16 protein-coding genes and 1 riboswitch are annotated in these 18114 nt (G+C 63.1%); of the genes, 6 read left to right on the forward strand and 10 right to left on the reverse strand.

Annotation, left to right across the window (positions count from 1 at the left end; genetic code table 11):
* Nucleotides 1–26: 26 nt before the first annotated feature.
* From INT12_RS05375 to INT12_RS05390, 4 genes are all read right to left on the reverse strand, one after another.
* Complete coding sequence (locus tag INT12_RS05375; RefSeq protein ID WP_017849777.1) at nt 27–635, reverse strand: YqiA/YcfP family alpha/beta fold hydrolase; 609 nt, start codon at nt 633–635, stop codon at nt 27–29.
* A gap of 82 nt (nt 636–717) precedes the next feature.
* Complete coding sequence (cpdA, locus tag INT12_RS05380) at nt 718–1533, reverse strand: 3',5'-cyclic-AMP phosphodiesterase (protein ID WP_017849778.1); 816 nt, start codon at nt 1531–1533, stop codon at nt 718–720.
* A 98-nt stretch (nt 1534–1631) separates the two neighbouring features.
* Complete coding sequence (locus INT12_RS05385) at nt 1632–2081, reverse strand: DUF1249 domain-containing protein (protein WP_003209507.1); 450 nt, start codon at nt 2079–2081, stop codon at nt 1632–1634.
* Nucleotides 2072–2689 carry an NUDIX domain-containing protein gene (locus INT12_RS05390; protein ID WP_017849779.1) on the reverse strand — a complete coding sequence of 206 codons (618 nt, stop codon included), beginning with the start codon at nt 2687–2689 and terminating at the stop codon, nt 2072–2074. Before INT12_RS05390 ends, INT12_RS05385 begins: the two co-directional genes overlap by 10 nt.
* Nucleotides 2690–2881: 192 nt before the next feature.
* Between INT12_RS05390 and INT12_RS05395 the strand changes: the two genes are divergently transcribed.
* The gene (locus tag INT12_RS05395; protein WP_193039482.1) at nt 2882–3628 is read left to right on the forward strand and encodes an RsiV family protein; all 747 of its coding nucleotides are present in this window, start codon (nt 2882–2884) and stop codon (nt 3626–3628) included.
* Here the strand turns inward: INT12_RS05395 and cytX are convergent.
* Nucleotides 3597–4886, reverse strand: coding sequence for a putative hydroxymethylpyrimidine transporter CytX (gene cytX / locus INT12_RS05400; protein WP_193058778.1), 1290 nt, complete (start codon nt 4884–4886; stop codon nt 3597–3599). The genes INT12_RS05395 and cytX overlap by 32 nt on opposite strands.
* Nucleotides 4887–5030: 144 nt before the next feature.
* Complete coding sequence (gene thiC / locus INT12_RS05405; protein ID WP_017849782.1) at nt 5031–6920, reverse strand: phosphomethylpyrimidine synthase ThiC; 1890 nt, start codon at nt 6918–6920, stop codon at nt 5031–5033.
* A 148-nt stretch (nt 6921–7068) separates the two neighbouring features.
* Nucleotides 7069–7174, reverse strand: a riboswitch (TPP riboswitch).
* A 195-nt stretch (nt 7175–7369) separates the two neighbouring features.
* Here thiC and INT12_RS05410 point away from each other — a divergent pair.
* Nucleotides 7370–8809: a TolC family outer membrane protein gene (locus tag INT12_RS05410; protein WP_057003665.1), complete on the forward strand. Its 1440-nt coding sequence runs from the start codon at nt 7370–7372 to the stop codon at nt 8807–8809.
* A 62-nt stretch (nt 8810–8871) separates the two neighbouring features.
* On the opposite strand, the gene waaA is transcribed toward INT12_RS05410, so the two are convergent.
* Nucleotides 8872–10149: a lipid IV(A) 3-deoxy-D-manno-octulosonic acid transferase gene (waaA, locus tag INT12_RS05415; protein ID WP_193039484.1), complete on the reverse strand. Its 1278-nt coding sequence runs from the start codon at nt 10147–10149 to the stop codon at nt 8872–8874.
* Nucleotides 10150–10172: 23 nt separating this feature from the next.
* Complete coding sequence (locus INT12_RS05420; protein ID WP_017849785.1) at nt 10173–11063, reverse strand: LysR family transcriptional regulator; 891 nt, start codon at nt 11061–11063, stop codon at nt 10173–10175.
* Nucleotides 11064–11166: 103 nt separating this feature from the next.
* Between INT12_RS05420 and INT12_RS05425 the strand changes: the two genes are divergently transcribed.
* From INT12_RS05425 to INT12_RS05440, 4 genes are all read left to right on the forward strand, one after another.
* Nucleotides 11167–11502, forward strand: coding sequence for a DMT family transporter (locus INT12_RS05425; RefSeq protein ID WP_026140385.1), 336 nt, complete (start codon nt 11167–11169; stop codon nt 11500–11502).
* An 86-nt stretch (nt 11503–11588) separates the two neighbouring features.
* The gene (locus INT12_RS05430) at nt 11589–12764 is read left to right on the forward strand and encodes an NAD(P)/FAD-dependent oxidoreductase (RefSeq protein ID WP_193039485.1); all 1176 of its coding nucleotides are present in this window, start codon (nt 11589–11591) and stop codon (nt 12762–12764) included.
* On the forward strand, nt 12761–13573 hold the full coding sequence (locus INT12_RS05435; protein ID WP_017849788.1) for an aldo/keto reductase: 813 nt from the start codon (nt 12761–12763) through the stop codon (nt 13571–13573). The genes INT12_RS05430 and INT12_RS05435 overlap by 4 nt, the downstream gene beginning before the upstream one ends.
* Before the next feature lie 40 nt (nt 13574–13613).
* Nucleotides 13614–14579 carry a hypothetical protein gene (locus tag INT12_RS05440; protein ID WP_017849789.1) on the forward strand — a complete coding sequence of 322 codons (966 nt, stop codon included), beginning with the start codon at nt 13614–13616 and terminating at the stop codon, nt 14577–14579.
* A gap of 33 nt (nt 14580–14612) precedes the next feature.
* Here the strand turns inward: INT12_RS05440 and hldE are convergent, their stop codons facing one another.
* A complete protein-coding gene (gene hldE / locus INT12_RS05445) occupies nt 14613–16037 on the reverse strand; it encodes a bifunctional D-glycero-beta-D-manno-heptose-7-phosphate kinase/D-glycero-beta-D-manno-heptose 1-phosphate adenylyltransferase HldE (RefSeq protein ID WP_026140386.1) in 1425 nt (474 codons plus the stop codon).
* A gap of 127 nt (nt 16038–16164) precedes the next feature.
* A complete protein-coding gene (gene msbA / locus INT12_RS05450; protein WP_026140387.1) occupies nt 16165–17970 on the reverse strand; it encodes a lipid A export permease/ATP-binding protein MsbA in 1806 nt (601 codons plus the stop codon).
* Nucleotides 17971–18114 lie beyond the last annotated feature (144 nt).

An 18114-nucleotide genomic window follows, 5' to 3' on the forward strand; every position in this document is an offset into this window, starting at 1 on the left:
AAAGTGACCTGCGGTTTCCAAGGCAATTACAGTGCCGAGAAATCGAAGGATTGATACTGATCCGCGCCAATGCCGGCAAAGCTCAACAACGCCGGCAACTGCCGGGCAAACCCCTGGTAACCGTGGTCGCCACCGGCCTGGATGCGCAAGGCACAGGCCCGGTAATACTGCTGGGCGAGGCGATAATCCAGGGTTTCGTCCCCGGTCTGCAACCACACCTGATAACGCGCGGCATCCTGGGGCGCCGGGACTTCCAGCTCGGCCAGCGCCGTGACGTGATCGTGGGTCAGTTCCCAGGTTTCATCGGTATAGAGATTCTTCTGGGTGCCCAGGTAACCGTCGAACATCCGATGGGGGCTGACCGCCGGGTTGACCAGCAGCGCCTTGAGGCCATGGCGCTCGGCAAGACAGGTTGCATAGTAGCCGCCGAGCGAGCTGCCGACCAGCAGCGGCCGCCCCAGTTCTGCGATGGCCGCCTCCAATTGAGGAATCGCCTGGCGAGGGTGGTGATGCAGGGCCGGCACGCGCAGTTGGTCGGCCAGGCCGAGGGTGTCCATCACGCGGATCAGCTGGCTGGCCTTGTTCGACGCAGGCGCGCTGTTGAAACCGTGGATATACAGGATCGAAGCGGACATGCCGGGCTCTCCGTGCTTGCGCCAAAAAAGGCGCAGTTTACAGGGATCGGAGTGGTGAGTCCCCTGTCTTCCCCTCCCACCTTCAGTAGCCGTTGCTGGCGTAATCCACGGTAAAGGCAAAGCCTTTGACCCGCTCCACCCCGGTCTCCAACCGCCCGTCGGCATGCAGACGCAGCCAGCGATAGCCCGGCGCCTCGGTGCTGACGTTGAAGTCCTCGCTGCCCGGCGTGAACTGGATGCAGGTGGACGGCGACGCCAGCAGGCGCACGCCGTTGCGCTCGCGGTCGATCTCCTGGTGTACATGCCCCCAGAGCAAGGCCCGGACCTGAGGGAAACGGTCCAGCACGGCAAACAGTGCCTCGGGGTTGCGCAGGCCGATGGGTTCCATCCACGCACAGCCGACGGGCACCGGATGATGGTGGAAACACACCAGATGATGGCGGTGCGGCGCTTCGCTCAAGGCTTGGGCCAGCAGTTGCAGCTGGCTGTCCTGCAGATAACCCGGCACCGAACCGGGTACGGCGGAGTCGAGCAGGGTAATGCGCCAATTGCCGACGTCGACCACCGGCTCCAGCAGGTCGCTGTGCAGGGCGGCGTGGGCCATGATCTGCGGCTCATCGTGGTTGCCGGGAATCCAGCGCGCCGGCACGCCAAAGGGCGCGGTCATCTCCCTGAAGTGCTGATAGGACGCCAGCGTACCGTCCTGAGACAAGTCCCCCGTGGCCAGCAGCAAGTCGATCCGGGGCTGCTGCTCGCGCACCAGGCCGATCACCCGTTGCAAGCTCTCACGGGTGTTCATGCCCACCAGCGTGGCGTCGGCCTCGGCAAACAGATGGCTGTCGGACAGTTGCACCAGCACTGCCGGTGCATCGGGGGTCACGGTGGGTACGCGGGGCAAGGTGCTCTCCCAAGGCAATCACAGGAATGGACGTATGGCGCGATTATGCTGGGGCAGGACACAAAGAGGAAACCCAGGGAAGCAGATGCAGTTCACATCTACCGCACGACTTCGAACTCGTGGCCCAGGGCCAGACAGTGACTCAACCATTCACCGAGGAACACATTGAGCTGTGCTTTCTCATCGGGCTGGTGCATGAACACATTGGGGTAAGGATAGATGCTGCGAAAGCGTCGCGCATGTTCGGCGCTGATGACTTCGGCCATTCGCGCATCGTGGTACACCTGCACTTCCAGTTGCGGCACCGGCAGCCATGGCAGGCTGTGCTCCTGGCGCACGCGCAGGGTGGTGGTGTACGGGCAATTGACGATGACTTCCAGGGTCAGCACGCCGAGCATCTGGTCGCCATGGGTCACGGCGATGCGCCGTGCCTCGGGCGTGTGGCGCATGTCCGGCAGCAGGCGCATCAGCCGCGCATAGTTGGCCTCGCAGGCGGCTTGCAGCCCGATCAGGTCAACCCGGTATCGTTCCCGTGCCTTTACTGCCATAACCCCCTCACTTCCGCGCGATTGAGCGCTAGCCATTGCAAGGCAATAATGCTGGGCGCATTGGATATCCGACCATCACGCACCGCTTGCAAGGCATCTTCGAAAGCCCAGGTGCTGACGCGGATATCTTCTGCCTCTTCTTCCAGTCCATGAACGCCACCGGCGCCCGAGCTGTCGCAACGGCCCAGGTACAAGTGGACGAATTCGGTACTGCCGCCGGGCGAAGGGAAATATTGGGTGATCGGCCACAGTGCGGAGAATGTCAGTCCAGCTTCCTCCTCGGCTTCGCGGTGTGCAACCTCCTCCGGTTGTTCGTCCTTGTCGATCAGGCCGGCGACCATTTCCACCAGCCACGGGTTGGCGGCGCGGCCCATGGCGCCGACGCGAAACTGCTCGATCAGCACCACTTCATCGCGCTGCGGGTCGTAGGGCAGCACGCACACGGCGTCATGCCGCACGAAGACCTCGCGGTTGATCACTCGGCTCATGCCGCCGTCGAATTTTTCGTGGCGCAGTTGCACGCGATCGAGCTTGTAGAAACCCTGATAGGCATTGTCGCGCTGAACAATCTCGATCGTGCTCGGCGTCGATTTCGCGATGTCCGTCATATCCTTCCTCGTTATGCCCGTGCAATTGGCGCCATCCTAACGCGCTCCTGCCCGTTGGCGCAGCCCCTTTACGGTTGCCGGGATAGACGGCGGGCGTCAAACTCACTCTAATGAGCTTAGTGGCGAACTGACTGCCATGCCGGTAGTCGAAGCTCCACGAATTTCGCTCTTATCGACGGACGAAGACCCTACATGTCACTTTTAAAAATCGCCTCCGTGGCGTGTATCGCCTTGACGCTCGGCGCCTGCCAGAGCCTGTTCCAACCGAACTACAGCACCCCGCTGGAAGCCACCCGCGACGCCAGCGAGCAAAGCAAGCCGGACTGCACCAACGCCGATTGCCCGCTGGTGAATATCGACACCGTGCATTTTGCCAAGGAGCCCAAGCTCGACGCACTGATCGAACAACGCCTGCTGGAAATGACCCGCACCCGGTCGAGCGACCCGTTGCCGTCGAGCCTGGCGACGTACCGCGAGCAGTTCCTGAGCACCGCCGCGCCACGCAACAGCATGTACTTGCAAGCCAAGGTACGCGAGCAGCATGACGGCTTGGTGATCATCGAGCTGTCCAGCTACCTGGACCAGGGCGCCACCCACGGCGAACCGGGCCGCGCCTTCATCAACTATTCGCGCCCGCAGCAAAAAGCCCTGTCGCTGAGCGACATGCTGCTGCCCGGCAAGGAAGAAGCGTTCTGGAAGGCCGCCCAGGTGGCGCACAACAGCTGGCTGATCAGCACCCGCCTGAGCCTGGAGCCGGAGTTCGTCAAGCGCTACCCGTTCCAGAAAACCCCGAACGTGGCGCTGACCTCCGGCAGCGTGACCCTCAAGTACCCCACCACCACGATCGCGCCGTATGCCCTGGGCCACATCGAGTTGCAGATTCCTTACTCGCGCCTGGAAGGCATCATCAAGCCTGAGCTGGTGCCCGCGCGCCGCTGAAGGCGCGCCCGAGGATGAACTGCAACAGCCCTGCCAGCGCCAGTGCCGGCAGGGTCGCGCCGATATCCGGATACAGGTTGGCCAGCAAGTGATAGGTGCCGATGCCGCCCAGCCAGGCCAGCAGCGCCGTCCAGCGTAGCGTGGCGAGCGCGCCCTGGCCGCGGCGGCGCAGGATGAAATGATCGACCAGCACCACGCCAAACAGCGGCGCGAATACCGAACCGATCAACAGCAGCCAGTTCTGGTACTGCGCCAACGGAGCAAAGCAGGCGATCAACGTGCAGAGCACACCGATGGCCAAGGCCAGGTGCTCGACCTTCAGGCGCAACAGAATCCCGCTGGAGACGGCCGCCGAGTGAATATCGGCAAAGGCGTTTTCCGACTCATCCAACAGGATCAGCAACAACGGAATCCCCAGCCCCGCGCCGGCCAGCGCCAGCAACAGCGCGTTGACTTCACCGCTCGGCGCAAACGCCAGGGTGTAGGCCACGCCCAGGCTCATCAGCCAGAAATTGCCGATAAAAAAGCCCAGCGCCGTGCCGCCGAACACGCTTTTCGCGCGTTTGCCGAAGCGCGAATAATCGGCGATCAGCGGCAGCCACGACAGCGGCATGGCGATGGCGATGTCAAACCCCACCGCGAAGGGCATCGAACCGTCACCGGCCTGGGCCCATAGCGTGGCGAGATCGGCTTTGGCGAACAGGTTCCAGGTCAACCACAGGCAGGCCGCGAGCAGCAGCCAGATGCCCCATTTACGCAGGATCTGGCGCACGAACGTCAGCGGGCCACTGACCGCCAGCAAGGTCGCCAGGCCACCGAAAAACAGGGTCCACAGCATCGGGCTGGCCAACAGGCTGGCGTCGCTGAAGGCCCGCGCACCCAACAGGCTGGCGGCATCGCGCATGACGATGATTTCAAACGCGCCCCAACCGATCAGTTGCAGCAGGTTCAACAATGCCGGCAGGCTCGCGCCTTTGGCGCCGAGGCTGAGCTTGAGCGCGGCCATGGCGGACAGCCCGGTGTCGCTGCCGATCACGCCGACAGCGGCGAGCAGCAGCACGCCGACCAGGGTGCCGAGGAAAATCGCCAGCAACCCACCGGCCAGGCCCAGGCCGGGCGCGAGCAGCGCGCCGGTTTGCAGGACCATCAGGCCGATGCCGAGGGAGAACCACAGGGAAAACAGATCGCGGGCGCCGAACACGCGTTTGTCAGCAGGCACCGCGATATCGGGGGAATAGGTGCTGGATTGAATGCTCAAGGATGGAATCTCTGAAGGGCATTTGTTGTTTGAAAGATTGTTATCGGGGGCAAGCCCCCTCCCACACTTGAATGTGTTCACAATTCAAAATGTGGGAGGGGGCTTGCCCCCGATAAGGCCCTTAAAAGCGCCTACAACCTCGGATCAGACCTTCTTGTAGAGCTGGCTGCCTTCCTGCTTGAACCGCTCCGCCTGCTCGGCCAAGCCCTTGGCCACCTCCACATCCACCGCATCGATGCGCTGGTTGGCCGCGTACTCACGCACTTCCTGGGTGATTTTCATCGAGCAGAACTTCGGCCCGCACATCGAGCAGAAATGCGCGACCTTGGCCGAGTCCTTCGGCAGGGTTTCGTCGTGATACGAACGCGCGGTGTCCGGGTCGAGGCCGAGGTTGAACTGGTCTTCCCAACGGAACTCGAAGCGTGCCTTGCTCAGTGCGTTATCGCGGATCTGCGCGCCCGGATGACCTTTCGCGAGATCGGCTGCATGGGCGGCGATCTTGTAAGTGATGATCCCGGTCTTCACGTCATCCTTGTTCGGCAGGCCCAGGTGTTCCTTGGGCGTGACGTAGCAGAGCATGGCGCAACCGAACCAACCGATCATCGCCGCACCGATGCCGGAGGTGATGTGGTCGTAGCCCGGCGCGATGTCGGTGGTCAGCGGGCCGAGGGTGTAGAACGGCGCCTCGTCGCAGCATTCGAGCTGCTTGTCCATGTTCTCCTTGATCAGCTGCATCGGCACGTGGCCGGGGCCTTCGATCATGGTTTGCACGTCGTGCTTCCAGGCGATCTTGGTCAGCTCGCCGAGGGTTTCCAGCTCGCCGAATTGCGCGGCATCGTTGGCGTCGGCGATCGAACCCGGGCGCAGACCGTCGCCTAAGGAGAAGCTGACGTCATAGGCCTTCATGATTTCGCAGATTTCGTCGAAATGCGTGTAGGTAAAGTTCTCTTTGTGGTGCGCCAGGCACCACTTGGCCATGATCGAGCCGCCGCGGGAGACGATGCCGGTAACGCGCTTGGCGGTCAGCGGCACGTAGCGCAGCAGCACGCCGGCGTGGATGGTGAAGTAGTCGACGCCCTGCTCGGCCTGTTCGATCAGGGTGTCGCGAAACAGCTCCCAGGTCAGGTCTTCAGCGGCGCCGCCGACTTTCTCCAGGGCCTGGTAGATCGGCACCGTGCCGATCGGCACCGGCGAGTTGCGGATGATCCACTCGCGGGTTTCGTGGATGTGCTTGCCGGTGGACAGGTCCATCACCGTGTCCGAGCCCCAGCGAATGCCCCAGGTCAGTTTCGCCACTTCTTCTTCGATGGACGAACCCAGGGCGCTGTTGCCGATGTTGCCGTTGATCTTCACCAGGAAGTTACGGCCGATGATCATCGGTTCCAGTTCGGTGTGGTTGATGTTGGCCGGGATGATCGCGCGGCCGCGGGCGATTTCTTCGCGCACGAATTCCGGGGTGATGATCTTCGGCACGCTGGCGCCGAAGCTGTAGCCGGCGTGTTGCTGGTCGAGCAGGCCGCTGGCGCGGGCTTCTTCGAGCTTCATGTTTTCGCGGATGGCGACGTATTCCATCTCGGCGGTGATGATGCCTTTGCGCGCATAGTGCATCTGCGTGACGTTGGCACCGGCCTTGGCGCGGCGCGGGTTCTTCACATGGGCGAAGCGCAGCGCAGTCAGTTCGGCATCGGTCAGGCGTTGCTGGCCGAAGTGCGAGCTCAGGCCCGACAGGCGTTCGGTGTCGCCACGCGACTCGATCCACGGCGAGCGCACATCGCCCAGGCCCTTGCGCACATCGATGATGACGTTGGGGTCGGTGTAGGGGCCGGAGGTGTCGTAGACCACCACGGGGGCGTTGATCTCACCACCGAAATCGGTGGGGGTGACGTCGAGGCTGATTTCACGCATCGGCACGCGGATGTCCGGACGAGTGCCTTGCACGTAGATTTTCTGCGAGCGGGTAAACGGTTGCACGGAGCCGGAGTCGACCTTGGCCGATTCACTCAAATGCACGGTATTTTTTGGTGTTGTACTCATCACGGGCTCTCCAACTATCCAGGCGGTGGATTTTTGTCGGAGCGAACCTGTGGCGGATGGACGCACTGGAAGCAGTGCTGTGCTGGGTACTCGAGGGTTGTTCGAAGGTCGAACAACATCCCGGACAAAGCACAAGAGGACTCGCCGGGTGACGAGAAATCTTGTTCCCTACGCAGGCGTTAACCTGATCAGGTTCAACGGGATCCGGTATTTACCGATCTCAGCCTTCCAACAAGGCACCCCGACAAGAACCCGGCCAGTCTAGACAGGGTGAGGGCAAATTGCCAATAACGGAGCATTCAGCGTGATGAATGGCGCAATTGCAGGATTGTTGCGCCGTGTAACCACCACTACACTCGGTGACTGCCCCGACGCTTGACGCCAGGAATGGCCAACCGTAGCCTTGGGCGTTAAATTATCATCGTAATATTAAACCTAGGGATCAATTCATGCTGCGCAAACTCTCACTGGCTCTCGCCGTGTCTTGTGCGACCAACGGAATGGTCTGGGCAGCTGAAGCGCCCTTGTCCGCCCGAACCGACCTGGTCAGCGTCTACCAGGAAGCGGTGGACAACAACGCCGACCTGGCCGCCGCCCGCGCCCAGTACGGTGCGCAGAAAGAAGTGGTGCCCCAGGCCCGCGCCGGCTTGCTGCCCAACCTGTCGGCCGGTGCCGATATCAACAATTCGCGCACCCAGATCGACACCCCGGCCGCCACCGCCAACCGCGACGCGCATTCCTGGCGTGCGACCTTGAGCCAGCCGCTGTTCCGCGCCGACCGCTGGTTCCAGCTGCAAGCCGCCGAAGCCGTCAACGAACAGGCTGCGCTGCAACTTTCAGCCACCGAACAGAACCTGATCCTGCAAAGCGCCGAGAACTACTTCGCCGTGCTGCGCGCCCAGGACAACCTGGCCTCCACCAAGGCCGAAGAAAACGCCTTCAAGCGCCAACTGGACCAGTCCAACGAACGCTTCGACGTGGGCCTGTCGGACAAGACCGACGTGCTGCAATCCCAGGCCAGCTACGACACCGCGCGGGCCAACCGGATCGTCGCGCAACGCCAGGTGGACGACGCGTTCGAAGCACTGATCGCGCTAACCAACCGTCAATACAATTCGATCCAGGGCATTGTGCATACACTGCCGGTGCTGCCGCCGCTGCCGAACGACGCCAAGGCCTGGGTCGAAACCGCCGGCCGCCAGAACCTGAACCTGCTCGCCAGCAACTACGCCGTCACCGCCGCCGAGGAAACCCTCAAGCAGCGCAAGGCCGGGCATGCGCCGACCCTGGACGCCGTGGCGCAGTATGAAAAGGGCGATAACGACGCGCTCGGCTTCAGTAACCCGAATGCCTTCGGCACGCCTTATGGCGGCGATGTCTCGCAACGCACCATTGGCCTGCGCCTGAATATCCCGCTGTACAGCGGTGGCCTGACCAGCTCGCAAGTGCGCGAATCGTACTCGCGCCTGGGCCAGACCGAGCAGCAACGCGAAGGCCTGCGCCGCCAGGTGGTGGAAAACACACGCAACCTGCACCGCGCGGTCAACACCGACGTGGAGCAGGTGCAGGCACGCCGCCAGTCGATCATCTCCAACCAGAGCGCGGTGGAAGCCACGGAAATCGGTTATCAGGTGGGTACGCGCAATATCGTCGACGTGCTTGACGCCCAGCGCCAGCTCTATGCGTCGGTGCGCAATTACAACAACAGCCGCTACGACTACATCCTCGACAACCTGCGCTTGAAGCAGGCAGCCGGCACGTTGAACCCTGGGGACCTGCAAGACCTGACGCGCTATCTCAAGGCCGACTACAACCCGGACCGCGACTTCCTGCCGCCGGACCTGGCCAAGGCCGCCGCCGAGCAGCTCAAGGCCCGCCCGGGTTATTGATCGCACCACAGAACCAATGTGGGAAGGGGCTTGCTCCCTCCCACATTTGGATCGGCATTGCGTCAGTGAGTCATCAGGCGATCAAGACCATCCAACAATCGCTTCAAAGCGCCCTGGTTGGCCTGCATCACCTTAAGCCCCGCCTGCGCCATCCGCTGGGCATCCTGCGGTAGCTCGAACAGCTGCCGCACGGCCTCGGCCAAACCTTCGGCATCATCCACCTCACGCAACGCCCCGGCGTCGCGCAGCATTGCGCTGATTTCGAGGAAGTTGAACCGGTGCGGCCCCATGATCACGGGCTTGCCCAACGCCGCCGGTTCCAGCGGGTTGTGCCCGCCGGTCGCGACCAGGCTGCCACCCACCAACGCGCTGTCGGCCAAGGCATACAAAAACAGCAACTCGCCCATGGTGTCGCCGAGCAACACGGCGGTGTGCGCGGTGACCGGCTCGCCGCTGGAGCGACGCACCGTGGCGAACCCTTGTCGCTCGCACAGCTCAAACATCGGGCCGAAGCGTTCCTGATGGCGCGGCACCAGAATCAGCAGCGCATTGGGATAGCTGGCGAGCAGTTGGCGATGGGCCGCCAGCACCACCTCATCTTCGCCTTCGTGGGTACTCGCGGCGATCCACACCGGGCGCTCGCCGGCGCCCCACTGTTCGCGCAACGCGGCCGCGCGCGCCAGCAGTTGCGGGTCGATGGTCAGGTCGAACTTGATCGAGCCGGTCACTTGCACCGTGTCCGCACGCGCACCCAGGCTGCGGAAACGCTCGGCCTCAGTCTCGGTCTGCACGGCGATCAGACTCATTTCTGCCAGCATCGGCGCCGTCAGTCTGGCAAAACGTGCGTAGCCCTTGGCCGAACGCGCCGACAAGCGTGCATTGGCCAGCGCCACCGGAATCCCGCGCTGGGCGCAGGCGTGGATGTGGTTGGGCCACAGCTCGGTCTCCATGATCACGGCCAGTTTGGGCTGGACACGGTCGAGAAAACGCTTGGCCGCGCAGGGCAAGTCATAGGGCAAGTAGCAATGCTGGACGCGCGGTTCATCGGCGAACAATGCCTGGATACGCTCGGAGCCGGTGGGCGTCATGCAGGTGACCGTCATCGGCAACTGCGGATAACGCTCCAGCAGGCCACGGATCATCGGCGCGGCGGCGATGCTTTCGCCCACCGACACCGCATGCACCCAGATCCCGCCCGGTTGCATCCGCGGCAAGCCGTAGGAAAAGCGCTCGCCCACGCGCTTGGCGTAGGCCGGCGCCTTGCGCGCGCGCAGCCATAGACGTAAAGCCACCAACGGCAGCGCCAGGTAAAACAGACAGCTGTAGAGAGTTCTATTCATGGCGGCGGAGTTTATCGGCTTTTTCAATCGATCGCCTGCAAGCACTCGGCAAAACGTTCGGCGAGAAAGCGCGCGGCAGGGCCCAGGGGTTCATCGCGGCGCCACACCAGCTCGACCACAAGCGCCGGCGGGGTCCATTCGCTGTCGAGTTCGACCATTTGGTTCTGGTACGCGGGGTATTGCACCACATGCCGGGGCAACCAGGCCCAACCCAGGCCACGGATAAGCCATTCGGCCAGCACGTAGAAGCTGTCGGCGCGCCACACCTGCGGGCTGGCGGCCTCGCTGCCGGGGTAGACGCTGGTCTGGGTCGACATCAGCAACTGGCGATACTGCGCCAACCCCTGGCAGTCCACGGTTTGCTGCGCCGCCAGCGGATGGCGGCGCCCGCACACCGTGACCATTTCCACACTGCCGACGACCCGCCGCTCCAGCGCTTCGGGGATTTGATCGTGATAGAACAACATGCCCAGGTCGGCCCTGCGCTCCACCAGTTTGCGTGCGACATCGCCCTGGGCAGCGCTGGAAAGCTGCACCTCAAGGTTGGGAAACTGGCCGGCCAGGGCGTCGAGACTGTCGAGGACCGGCTGGTACAGCATCGCTTCATCCTGGGCCAGGCGCAGGCAGGCTTCTTCGCCGCGCACCAACGACAGTGCGCGGCCATTGAGGCGTTCGCACTGGCGCAACACTTCCCGAGCCTCTTCGAGCAGCACCGTGCCGGCTTCGGTCAAGCGCGGCTGGCGGCCGCTGCTTCGTTCGAACAGGCTGACGCCCAGGTCCGCTTCCAGCAAGGCGATCCCGTTGCTGACCGCCGACTGAGCCTTGCGCTGCTGACGCGCTACCGCCGAAAAAGAACGCTGCTCGGCGACGCTGACGAACAGGCGCATCTGTTCCAGGTTCCACTGCACATTCATGGCACAACCCATCTTTAATTCGGATAGGTAATGACTTTACCCCATCTGACGAGCCTCTAAAATGCCGACCTTATCCAGCGCGCTACACACCGAGGACCGCACCATGACCCCTGCCTACTACTACCTGGCCATCGCCATCTGCTCGGAAGTCATCGCCACCGTTTCCATGAAAGCCATCAAGGGCTGGAGCACACCGATCCCACTGCTGCTGGTGATCGTCGGCTACGGCGTGGCGTTCTGGATGCTGACCCTGGTGGTGCGTACAGTGCCGGTCGGCGTGGCGTATGCCGTGTGGGCAGGGATGGGCATCGTGATGGTCAGCGTCGCGGCGCTGTTCATCTATGGGCAGAAGCTCGATCTGCCGGCAATGCTGGGGATGGGCTTGATTGTGTTGGGCGTGGTGGTGATTCAACTGTTCTCGAAAACGGCGGGGCACTGACCTCACGCGTCAATATTGATCCCGCGCAAAGATCCATTCGTTGAGTCTGTATACTTGGCACCTTGATTTGAACACTGAGGTTGCCCATGCCATCCGTTATTTCCACCGACGTTCTGATTGTCGGCGCCGGAGTTGCCGGCCTCTGGCTGAATGCGCGCCTGCGCCGCCAGGGGTTTTCCACGGTGGTGGTGGAAAACGCCACCCTGGGAGGCGGGCAAAGCGTGAAGTCCCAAGGCATCATTCATGGCGGAGCGAAATACGCGCTGCACGGTGCACTCACCGGCGCCTCCGAAGCGATTGCCGATATGCCGCGGCGCTGGCGTGAGGCCCTGGCCGGTCACGGCGAACTGGACCTGACTGGCGTGCGCCTGCTCTCCGAAGCCCATTACCTGTGGTCCCCCGGCACGCTCGCCGGCAACCTCACCAGCTTCTTCGCCAGCAAGGCCGTGCGCGGCCGCGTCGATCAGGTCAAGGGCGACGCCCTGCCGCCAGCCCTGCAGGACCGCCGCTTCAAGGGCAAGGTCTATCGCCTGTCGGAATTGGTGGTCGACGTGCCGAGCCTGATCGGACGCCTGGCGCAGTTGGCCGGCGATGGTTTGCTCGCCGGACAACACATCGAACCGCTGCGGGAAAACGACGCACTGGTCGGCCTGAAAGTCGACGGCCGCGAGATCCGCGCCCAGCGCATCGTCTTGAGCGCCGGCGGCGGCACTGCCGATCTGCTCGCCGCCCTGGGCCTGAGCGAGCCGGCCATGCAAAAGCGTGCGCTGCACATGATCATCGCCAAAGGCCCAGGCCTGAAACCGCTGTACGCCCACTGCCTGGGCGGCGGCACCAAACCGCGCCTCACCGTGACCACGCACCCGGCCGCCGATGGCAACTGGGTGTGGTACATGGGCGGCGACATCGCCGAAGCCGACGGCGTAGCACGCACGCCACAGGAACAGATCGCCACCGCGCAGCACGAGTTGGCGCTTCTGCTGCCGTGGATCGACATGAGCCACACCGAATGGGCCACCCTGCGCGTCGAACGTGCCGAGCCGCTGCAATCGGGCCTGTCTCGCCCCGACAACGCCTTCCTCGCCGAACAGGGCCGCCTGCTCGTGGGCTGGCCGACCAAGCTGGCCCTGGCGCCGGACTTCGCCGACCGGGTGCTCCACGCCCTCGAACGCGATGGCATCCAACCCGGGCCTGCCACCCCGCTGCCCGAGCTGCCCAAACCCGCCATCGGCCAACCGGCCTGGGAGCAACTGTTGCCATGAGCCTGCCCACCCTGCACGACCTGCACCGCCCGCTGGGCAGTACCGGCCTGCTGGTGTCGCCGCTGGGCCTGGGCACCGTCAAGCTCGGTCGCGACCAAGGGGTGAAATACCCCAGCGGCTTCCAGATTCCCGATGACGACGAAGCGCGCCTGCTGCTGCGCCAGGCCCGTCAATTGGGCATCAACCTGATCGATACCGCGCCGGCCTATGGCCGCAGCGAAGAACGCCTGGGGCCGCTGTTGCGGGGCCAGCGCAACGAGTGGGTGATTGTCAGCAAGGTCGGCGAAGAATTCGACAACGGCGTGTCCCGTCACGATTTCAGCGCGGCCCATACCCGGATGTCGATCGAACGCAGCCTGAAACGACTGGAAACCGACTTTATCGACCTGGTGCTGGTGCATTCCGACGGCAACGACCTGCACATTCTCAACGACTGCGAGGTGTACCAGACCCTCGCGGACTTGAAACGAGAGGGCAAAATCCGCGGTTTCGGCTTCTCCGGCAAAACCGTCGAAGGCGGCGTGAAGGCTCTGGAACAGGGCGATTGCGCAATGGTCACCTACAATCTGAACGAACAGGCCGAGAAAGCCGTCATTGATTATGCGGCCGCCCATGGCAAAGGCATCCTGGTGAAAAAAGCCCTCGCCAGCGGCCACGTCTGCCTGGAACCGGGAATGGACCCCATACGTGCCAGTTTCATGTTGTTGTTTGCGCAAACGGGTGTCGCCAGTGCTATTGTCGGGACCATTAATCCGCTGCACCTGGCTCACAACGTGGCGACCGCTGCCCAGGTCATTCGTCAACTCTGATGCCGCCGACGCGGCCGCCCCGACGTAAGAAGGAGCCGACATGTCGCGAACGCTCATAAGAAAAAACCCCAGCAACTTCAAGACTCTGCCACTGCATGTCGAAGCCACCCCCGAAGGCCTGAGCTACCAGAGCGTCGGCATGCCGCTCAACTTTGCCCAGACCCTGCAACGGCGCAAGCCGGTAGAAGTGACAGACCCGGAGCGTTTCGCCCTCGAGCTGGCCAACCTCGGCGTGTCGGTGCGTTTGACCCTGCATTGGCAAAACAAGGATTACTGGGTGCTGGTGCGCCAACGCCGCCAGGACCGTGGCGACGTGGTGCTCAAGCTGATTTCCGGCTATGTCCCCGCCCATGAGCTGAACCTGCCGCTGCACACCGCCATCCAGGAAATCGCCGAAGAGTGCCTGCTGGAGACGCCCGAAGGCTGGCTCAGCGGGCGCTTCAACGACACCTGGCTGCCGGCGCCCTACTCTGCCGCGCTGCACTACCGCGAAGCCTTGCCGTTTCGCTTGAGCCCCTTGTCCGGCGCGGCCCGCCCGGTGCGCTGCGCGACCACGCAACTGATCGAGCGCCCACGGGCCTACGTCCACTTGCCTACGGCCTCGCTGCAATTGATTTATGACTTGCGCCTGGAGGTGCCCAAGGAAGCCAAATCCTTGAGCTTGTTCCATGTGGATGAGCGACTCGAAGGCGATCAACTGGTCGCGCGCCTGGACCGCCAGCGCCCGGACCTGTACCTGATGCCCTTGAAGGACGGGCAGCCGCTCGCCGAGCTGTATACCGTCAAGAAAGATCAGCTGTACCCGGCGAGCACGCGGGGTTTGTACCTCGCGGAGAGCTTCGCCCAGCAGGACGGCTGGGTGGTGCGCGACGAGCGGATTCGTTGGAAGGATTGGCTCAGGCAGCAAGGCCTGGCCGTCCCGGAGAAAGAGTCGAAGCTCAAGCGCCTGACCGGCAAGGCGCGGCAGATGTTGCGCAAGATCGTGCCAAAGAAGGCCAGACCGTAGGCGCGAGCAGGCCCGCGCCTACGGCCGCGGGCCTTATTCGTGATTGCGGATTTTTTCCACGATCGCGGTCGTCGAGCTGTTCTCAACCAACCCCAGCACTTTGACCTTGCCGCCGTAGGCGCTGACGATGTCGGCGCCGACCACCTGGTCGACGGAATAGTCGCCGCCCTTGACCAGCACATCGGGCTTGACCTGGGCCAGCAGGTTTTCCGGGGTGGCTTCGGGGAAGCTGATCACCCAGTCCACCGCACCCAGGCCGGCCAGGACCGCCATGCGTCGGTCGACACTGTTGATCGGGCGGCCCGGACCTTTCAGGCGGCTGACCGACGCATCGTCATTGACCGCGACGATCAGGCGATCGCCTTGGGCGCGCGCCTGTTCCAGGTAGGTCACATGACCGGCATGCAGGATGTCGAAACAGCCATTGGTGAACACAATGCTTTCGTTGTGGGCGCGCGCGTCGTCAATCGCCAGCAGCAATTGCTCGAGACTCAACACCCCACGCTCGGAGCCTTCGGAACGCTGGATCGCACGGCGCAGTTCGGGCGCGCTGATCGCGGCGGTGCCGAGCTTGCCGACCACGATGCCCGCCGCCAGGTTGGCCAGGGCCACGGCGTGGGGCAATTCCTCGCCGGCCGCGATGGAGGCGGCCAGGGTGGAAATCACGGTGTCGCCGGCGCCGGTGACGTCGAACACTTCACGCGCACGCGCCGGCAGGTGCATCGCCGCATAGCCCGGGCGCAGCAAGGTCATGCCGTGCTCGCCACGGGTCACCAGCAAGGCGCCCAGGTCCAGTTCGGCCATCAGCGTCGCGCCCTTGCTCACCAGTTCGTGCTCATCGGCGCAACCGCCGACGATGGCTTCGAACTCGCTGAGGTTCGGCGTGATCAGGCTGGCGCCGCGATAAATCGAGAAGTCCTTGCCCTTGGGATCGGCCAGCACCGGAATATTGCGGGCCTTGGCGGCCTGGATCAGCATCTGGTGGTTCTTCAGCGCGCCTTTGCCGTAGTCGGACAACACCAGCACCTTGATGCCTTCGAGCAACTCATCGACCTGCGCGCTGAGGGCCAGGGCGTCGGTGGCGAAGGGTTCTTCGAAATCGATGCGCAGCAATTGCTGGTGACGGCTCATGACCCGCAGCTTGACGATGGTCGGCTGATGGGCGATGCGCTGGAACAGCGCGCGCACGCCGGCACCGCGCAGGCTGTTGGCCAGGCTGTCGGCGGCTTCGTCGTCGCCGGTCACGCCCACCAGGGAGGCAGGGGCGCCGAGGGCGGCAATATTGAGGGCAACGTTGGCAGCGCCACCTGGACGGTCTTCGATTTGCTCGACCTTGACTACCGGTACCGGAGCCTCAGGGGAAATCCGTGAGGTTCCGCCATGCCAGTAACGGTCGAGCATGACATCGCCGACCACCAAGACAGGGGCTTGATCGAATCGCGGCATGGACAACTTCATGGAGCAACCCACATACAAAATGAACAGGGGCGCGATATTAGCACAGGGTTACAGAAGGCTTGTGGGGGTGTGACAGAAGATGTTGCAGGAACGTTGGTGAGGCGGATTGCCCGCCCCACCAAGGGTATCAGGTGATATCCGCCGACACCGGGGCATCCAGGCCCATGGCATGCAGGCGGGCGTAGTAGCCGTTCTGTGCAAGCAATTGACCGTGGGTGCCGCGCTCGACAATACGCCCGTCGTCCATCACTAGGATCAGGTCGGCCTTCTCGATGGTGGACAGGCGGTGCGCGATCACCAGGGTCGTGCGGCCTTGCATGACCTTGTCCAGCGCCGCCTGAATGTGGCGCTCGGACTCGGTGTCGAGGGCCGAGGTGGCCTCGTCGAGAATCAGCAGCGGCGCATTCTTGAGCAGGGCGCGGGCAATTGCCAGGCGCTGGCGTTGACCGCCGGACAGCAGCACGCCGTTTTCGCCGACCTGGGTGTCGAAGCCTTTAGGCAACTGGTCGATGAAGTCTTTGGCGTTGGCATCCATCGCGGCGGCTTCGACGTCGGCCCGTGGTGCGCCGGCCAGGTCGCCGTAGGCGATGTTGTTGGTCACCGTGTCGCTGAACAGGGTCACGTGCTGGGTCACCTGGGCGATGTGCTTGCGCAGGTTGAGCAGTTTGTAGTCTTCGATCTCGACGCCATCGAGCAGGATTTCACCGCTTGCATGGTGGTAGAAACGCGGGATCAGGCTGGCCAGGGTCGACTTGCCGCTGCCCGAGCGCCCCACCAGGGCGATCATCTGTCCAGGCTCGGCGGTAAAGCTGATGTCCTTGAGCACAGGGCGTTCGGTGCCGGGATAGGTGAAGTTGAGGTGACGCACTTCCAGATGGCCGCTGACCTTGTCGCGCTCGATCGTGCCGTTGTCGACTTCAGCCTCTTCGTCCAGCTGTTCGAAAATGCTCTCGGCGCCCGCCACACCCTTCTGGATGGTCGAGCTGACTTCCGACAACTGACGGATCGGCTTGGGCAGCAGACCGGCCAAAGTGATGTAGGCCACCATGTCGCCGGCAGATGCGTCGCCGCGCAGGTAAAGCACCAGGAACATCAGCACGGCCATGGCGGTGTAGATCACCAGTTGCAGCGCCGGGGTGTAGATCGCCCCGGTGCGGGTCATGCGCAGTTGCTTGTTGGTGTTGCTCTGGCTGGCCTTGAGGAAGCGTTTTTCCTCGTAGACCTCGCCGCCGAAGCTGCGCACGACGCGGTAACCCTGGATGGTCTCAGACGCCACGTGGGTCACGTCGCCCATGGCCACCTGGATCTTCTTGCTCTGTTTGCGAAATTTCTTGCTGGCCGTGCTGACCATCACCGCAATCAACGGCAGGATGGCGATCATCACCAGCGTCAGGCGCCAGTTCATGAACAGCAGCGAAGCGAACAGGAAGATCACGGTCATGCCTTCGCGAATCACCACCTTGATCGCATCGGTCGCCGCCCCCGTGACCATGGTCACGTTGAAGGTGATGCGGGAAATCAGGTGCCCGGAGTTGTGATTGTCGAAGTAGCGGTTGGGCAGTGTCAGCAGGTTGTTGAACAGTTGCACCCGCAGGTCGTGGACCAGGCCCAGGGAAACCTTGGCCAGCAGGTAGTTACCGAGGAACGAACCCAGGCCCTGCCAGGCGGCGATCAGGATGATCAGCAGCGGCACGGCCTGCAGCAGCTGCAGGTCGCGCAGGAACGGCACGCTGGGGAACAACACGGCTTGCGGGTTCGAAAGGCCATCGACAAAGTACTTGAGGATGTACCCCAGCATCGGCTGGGTCGACGCGAAAATCAGAAATCCGACAATACTCAGCGCGAACAAACCCGCATAGGGCCTGACGTAACTGAGCAGGCGGAAGTATATTTTCAAGCTCGAAGGGCTTGCGCTCGGACTGGAGTCGGTCATATCACGCGGCGTTTTAAAAAAGGAGGCTGACTTTAGCACAGCTTCTCTGTTGTACTTGCACCCCACATGACCCGCGGGCCGGCGAAATCCAACCGGCGACATTATATAGCCACTACTTTAAGATGGTCGGCTTTCTATTTCTGA

The organism is Pseudomonas sp. K8 (assembly GCF_014889455.1).
Taxonomy (GTDB): domain Bacteria; phylum Pseudomonadota; class Gammaproteobacteria; order Pseudomonadales; family Pseudomonadaceae; genus Aquipseudomonas; species Aquipseudomonas veronii.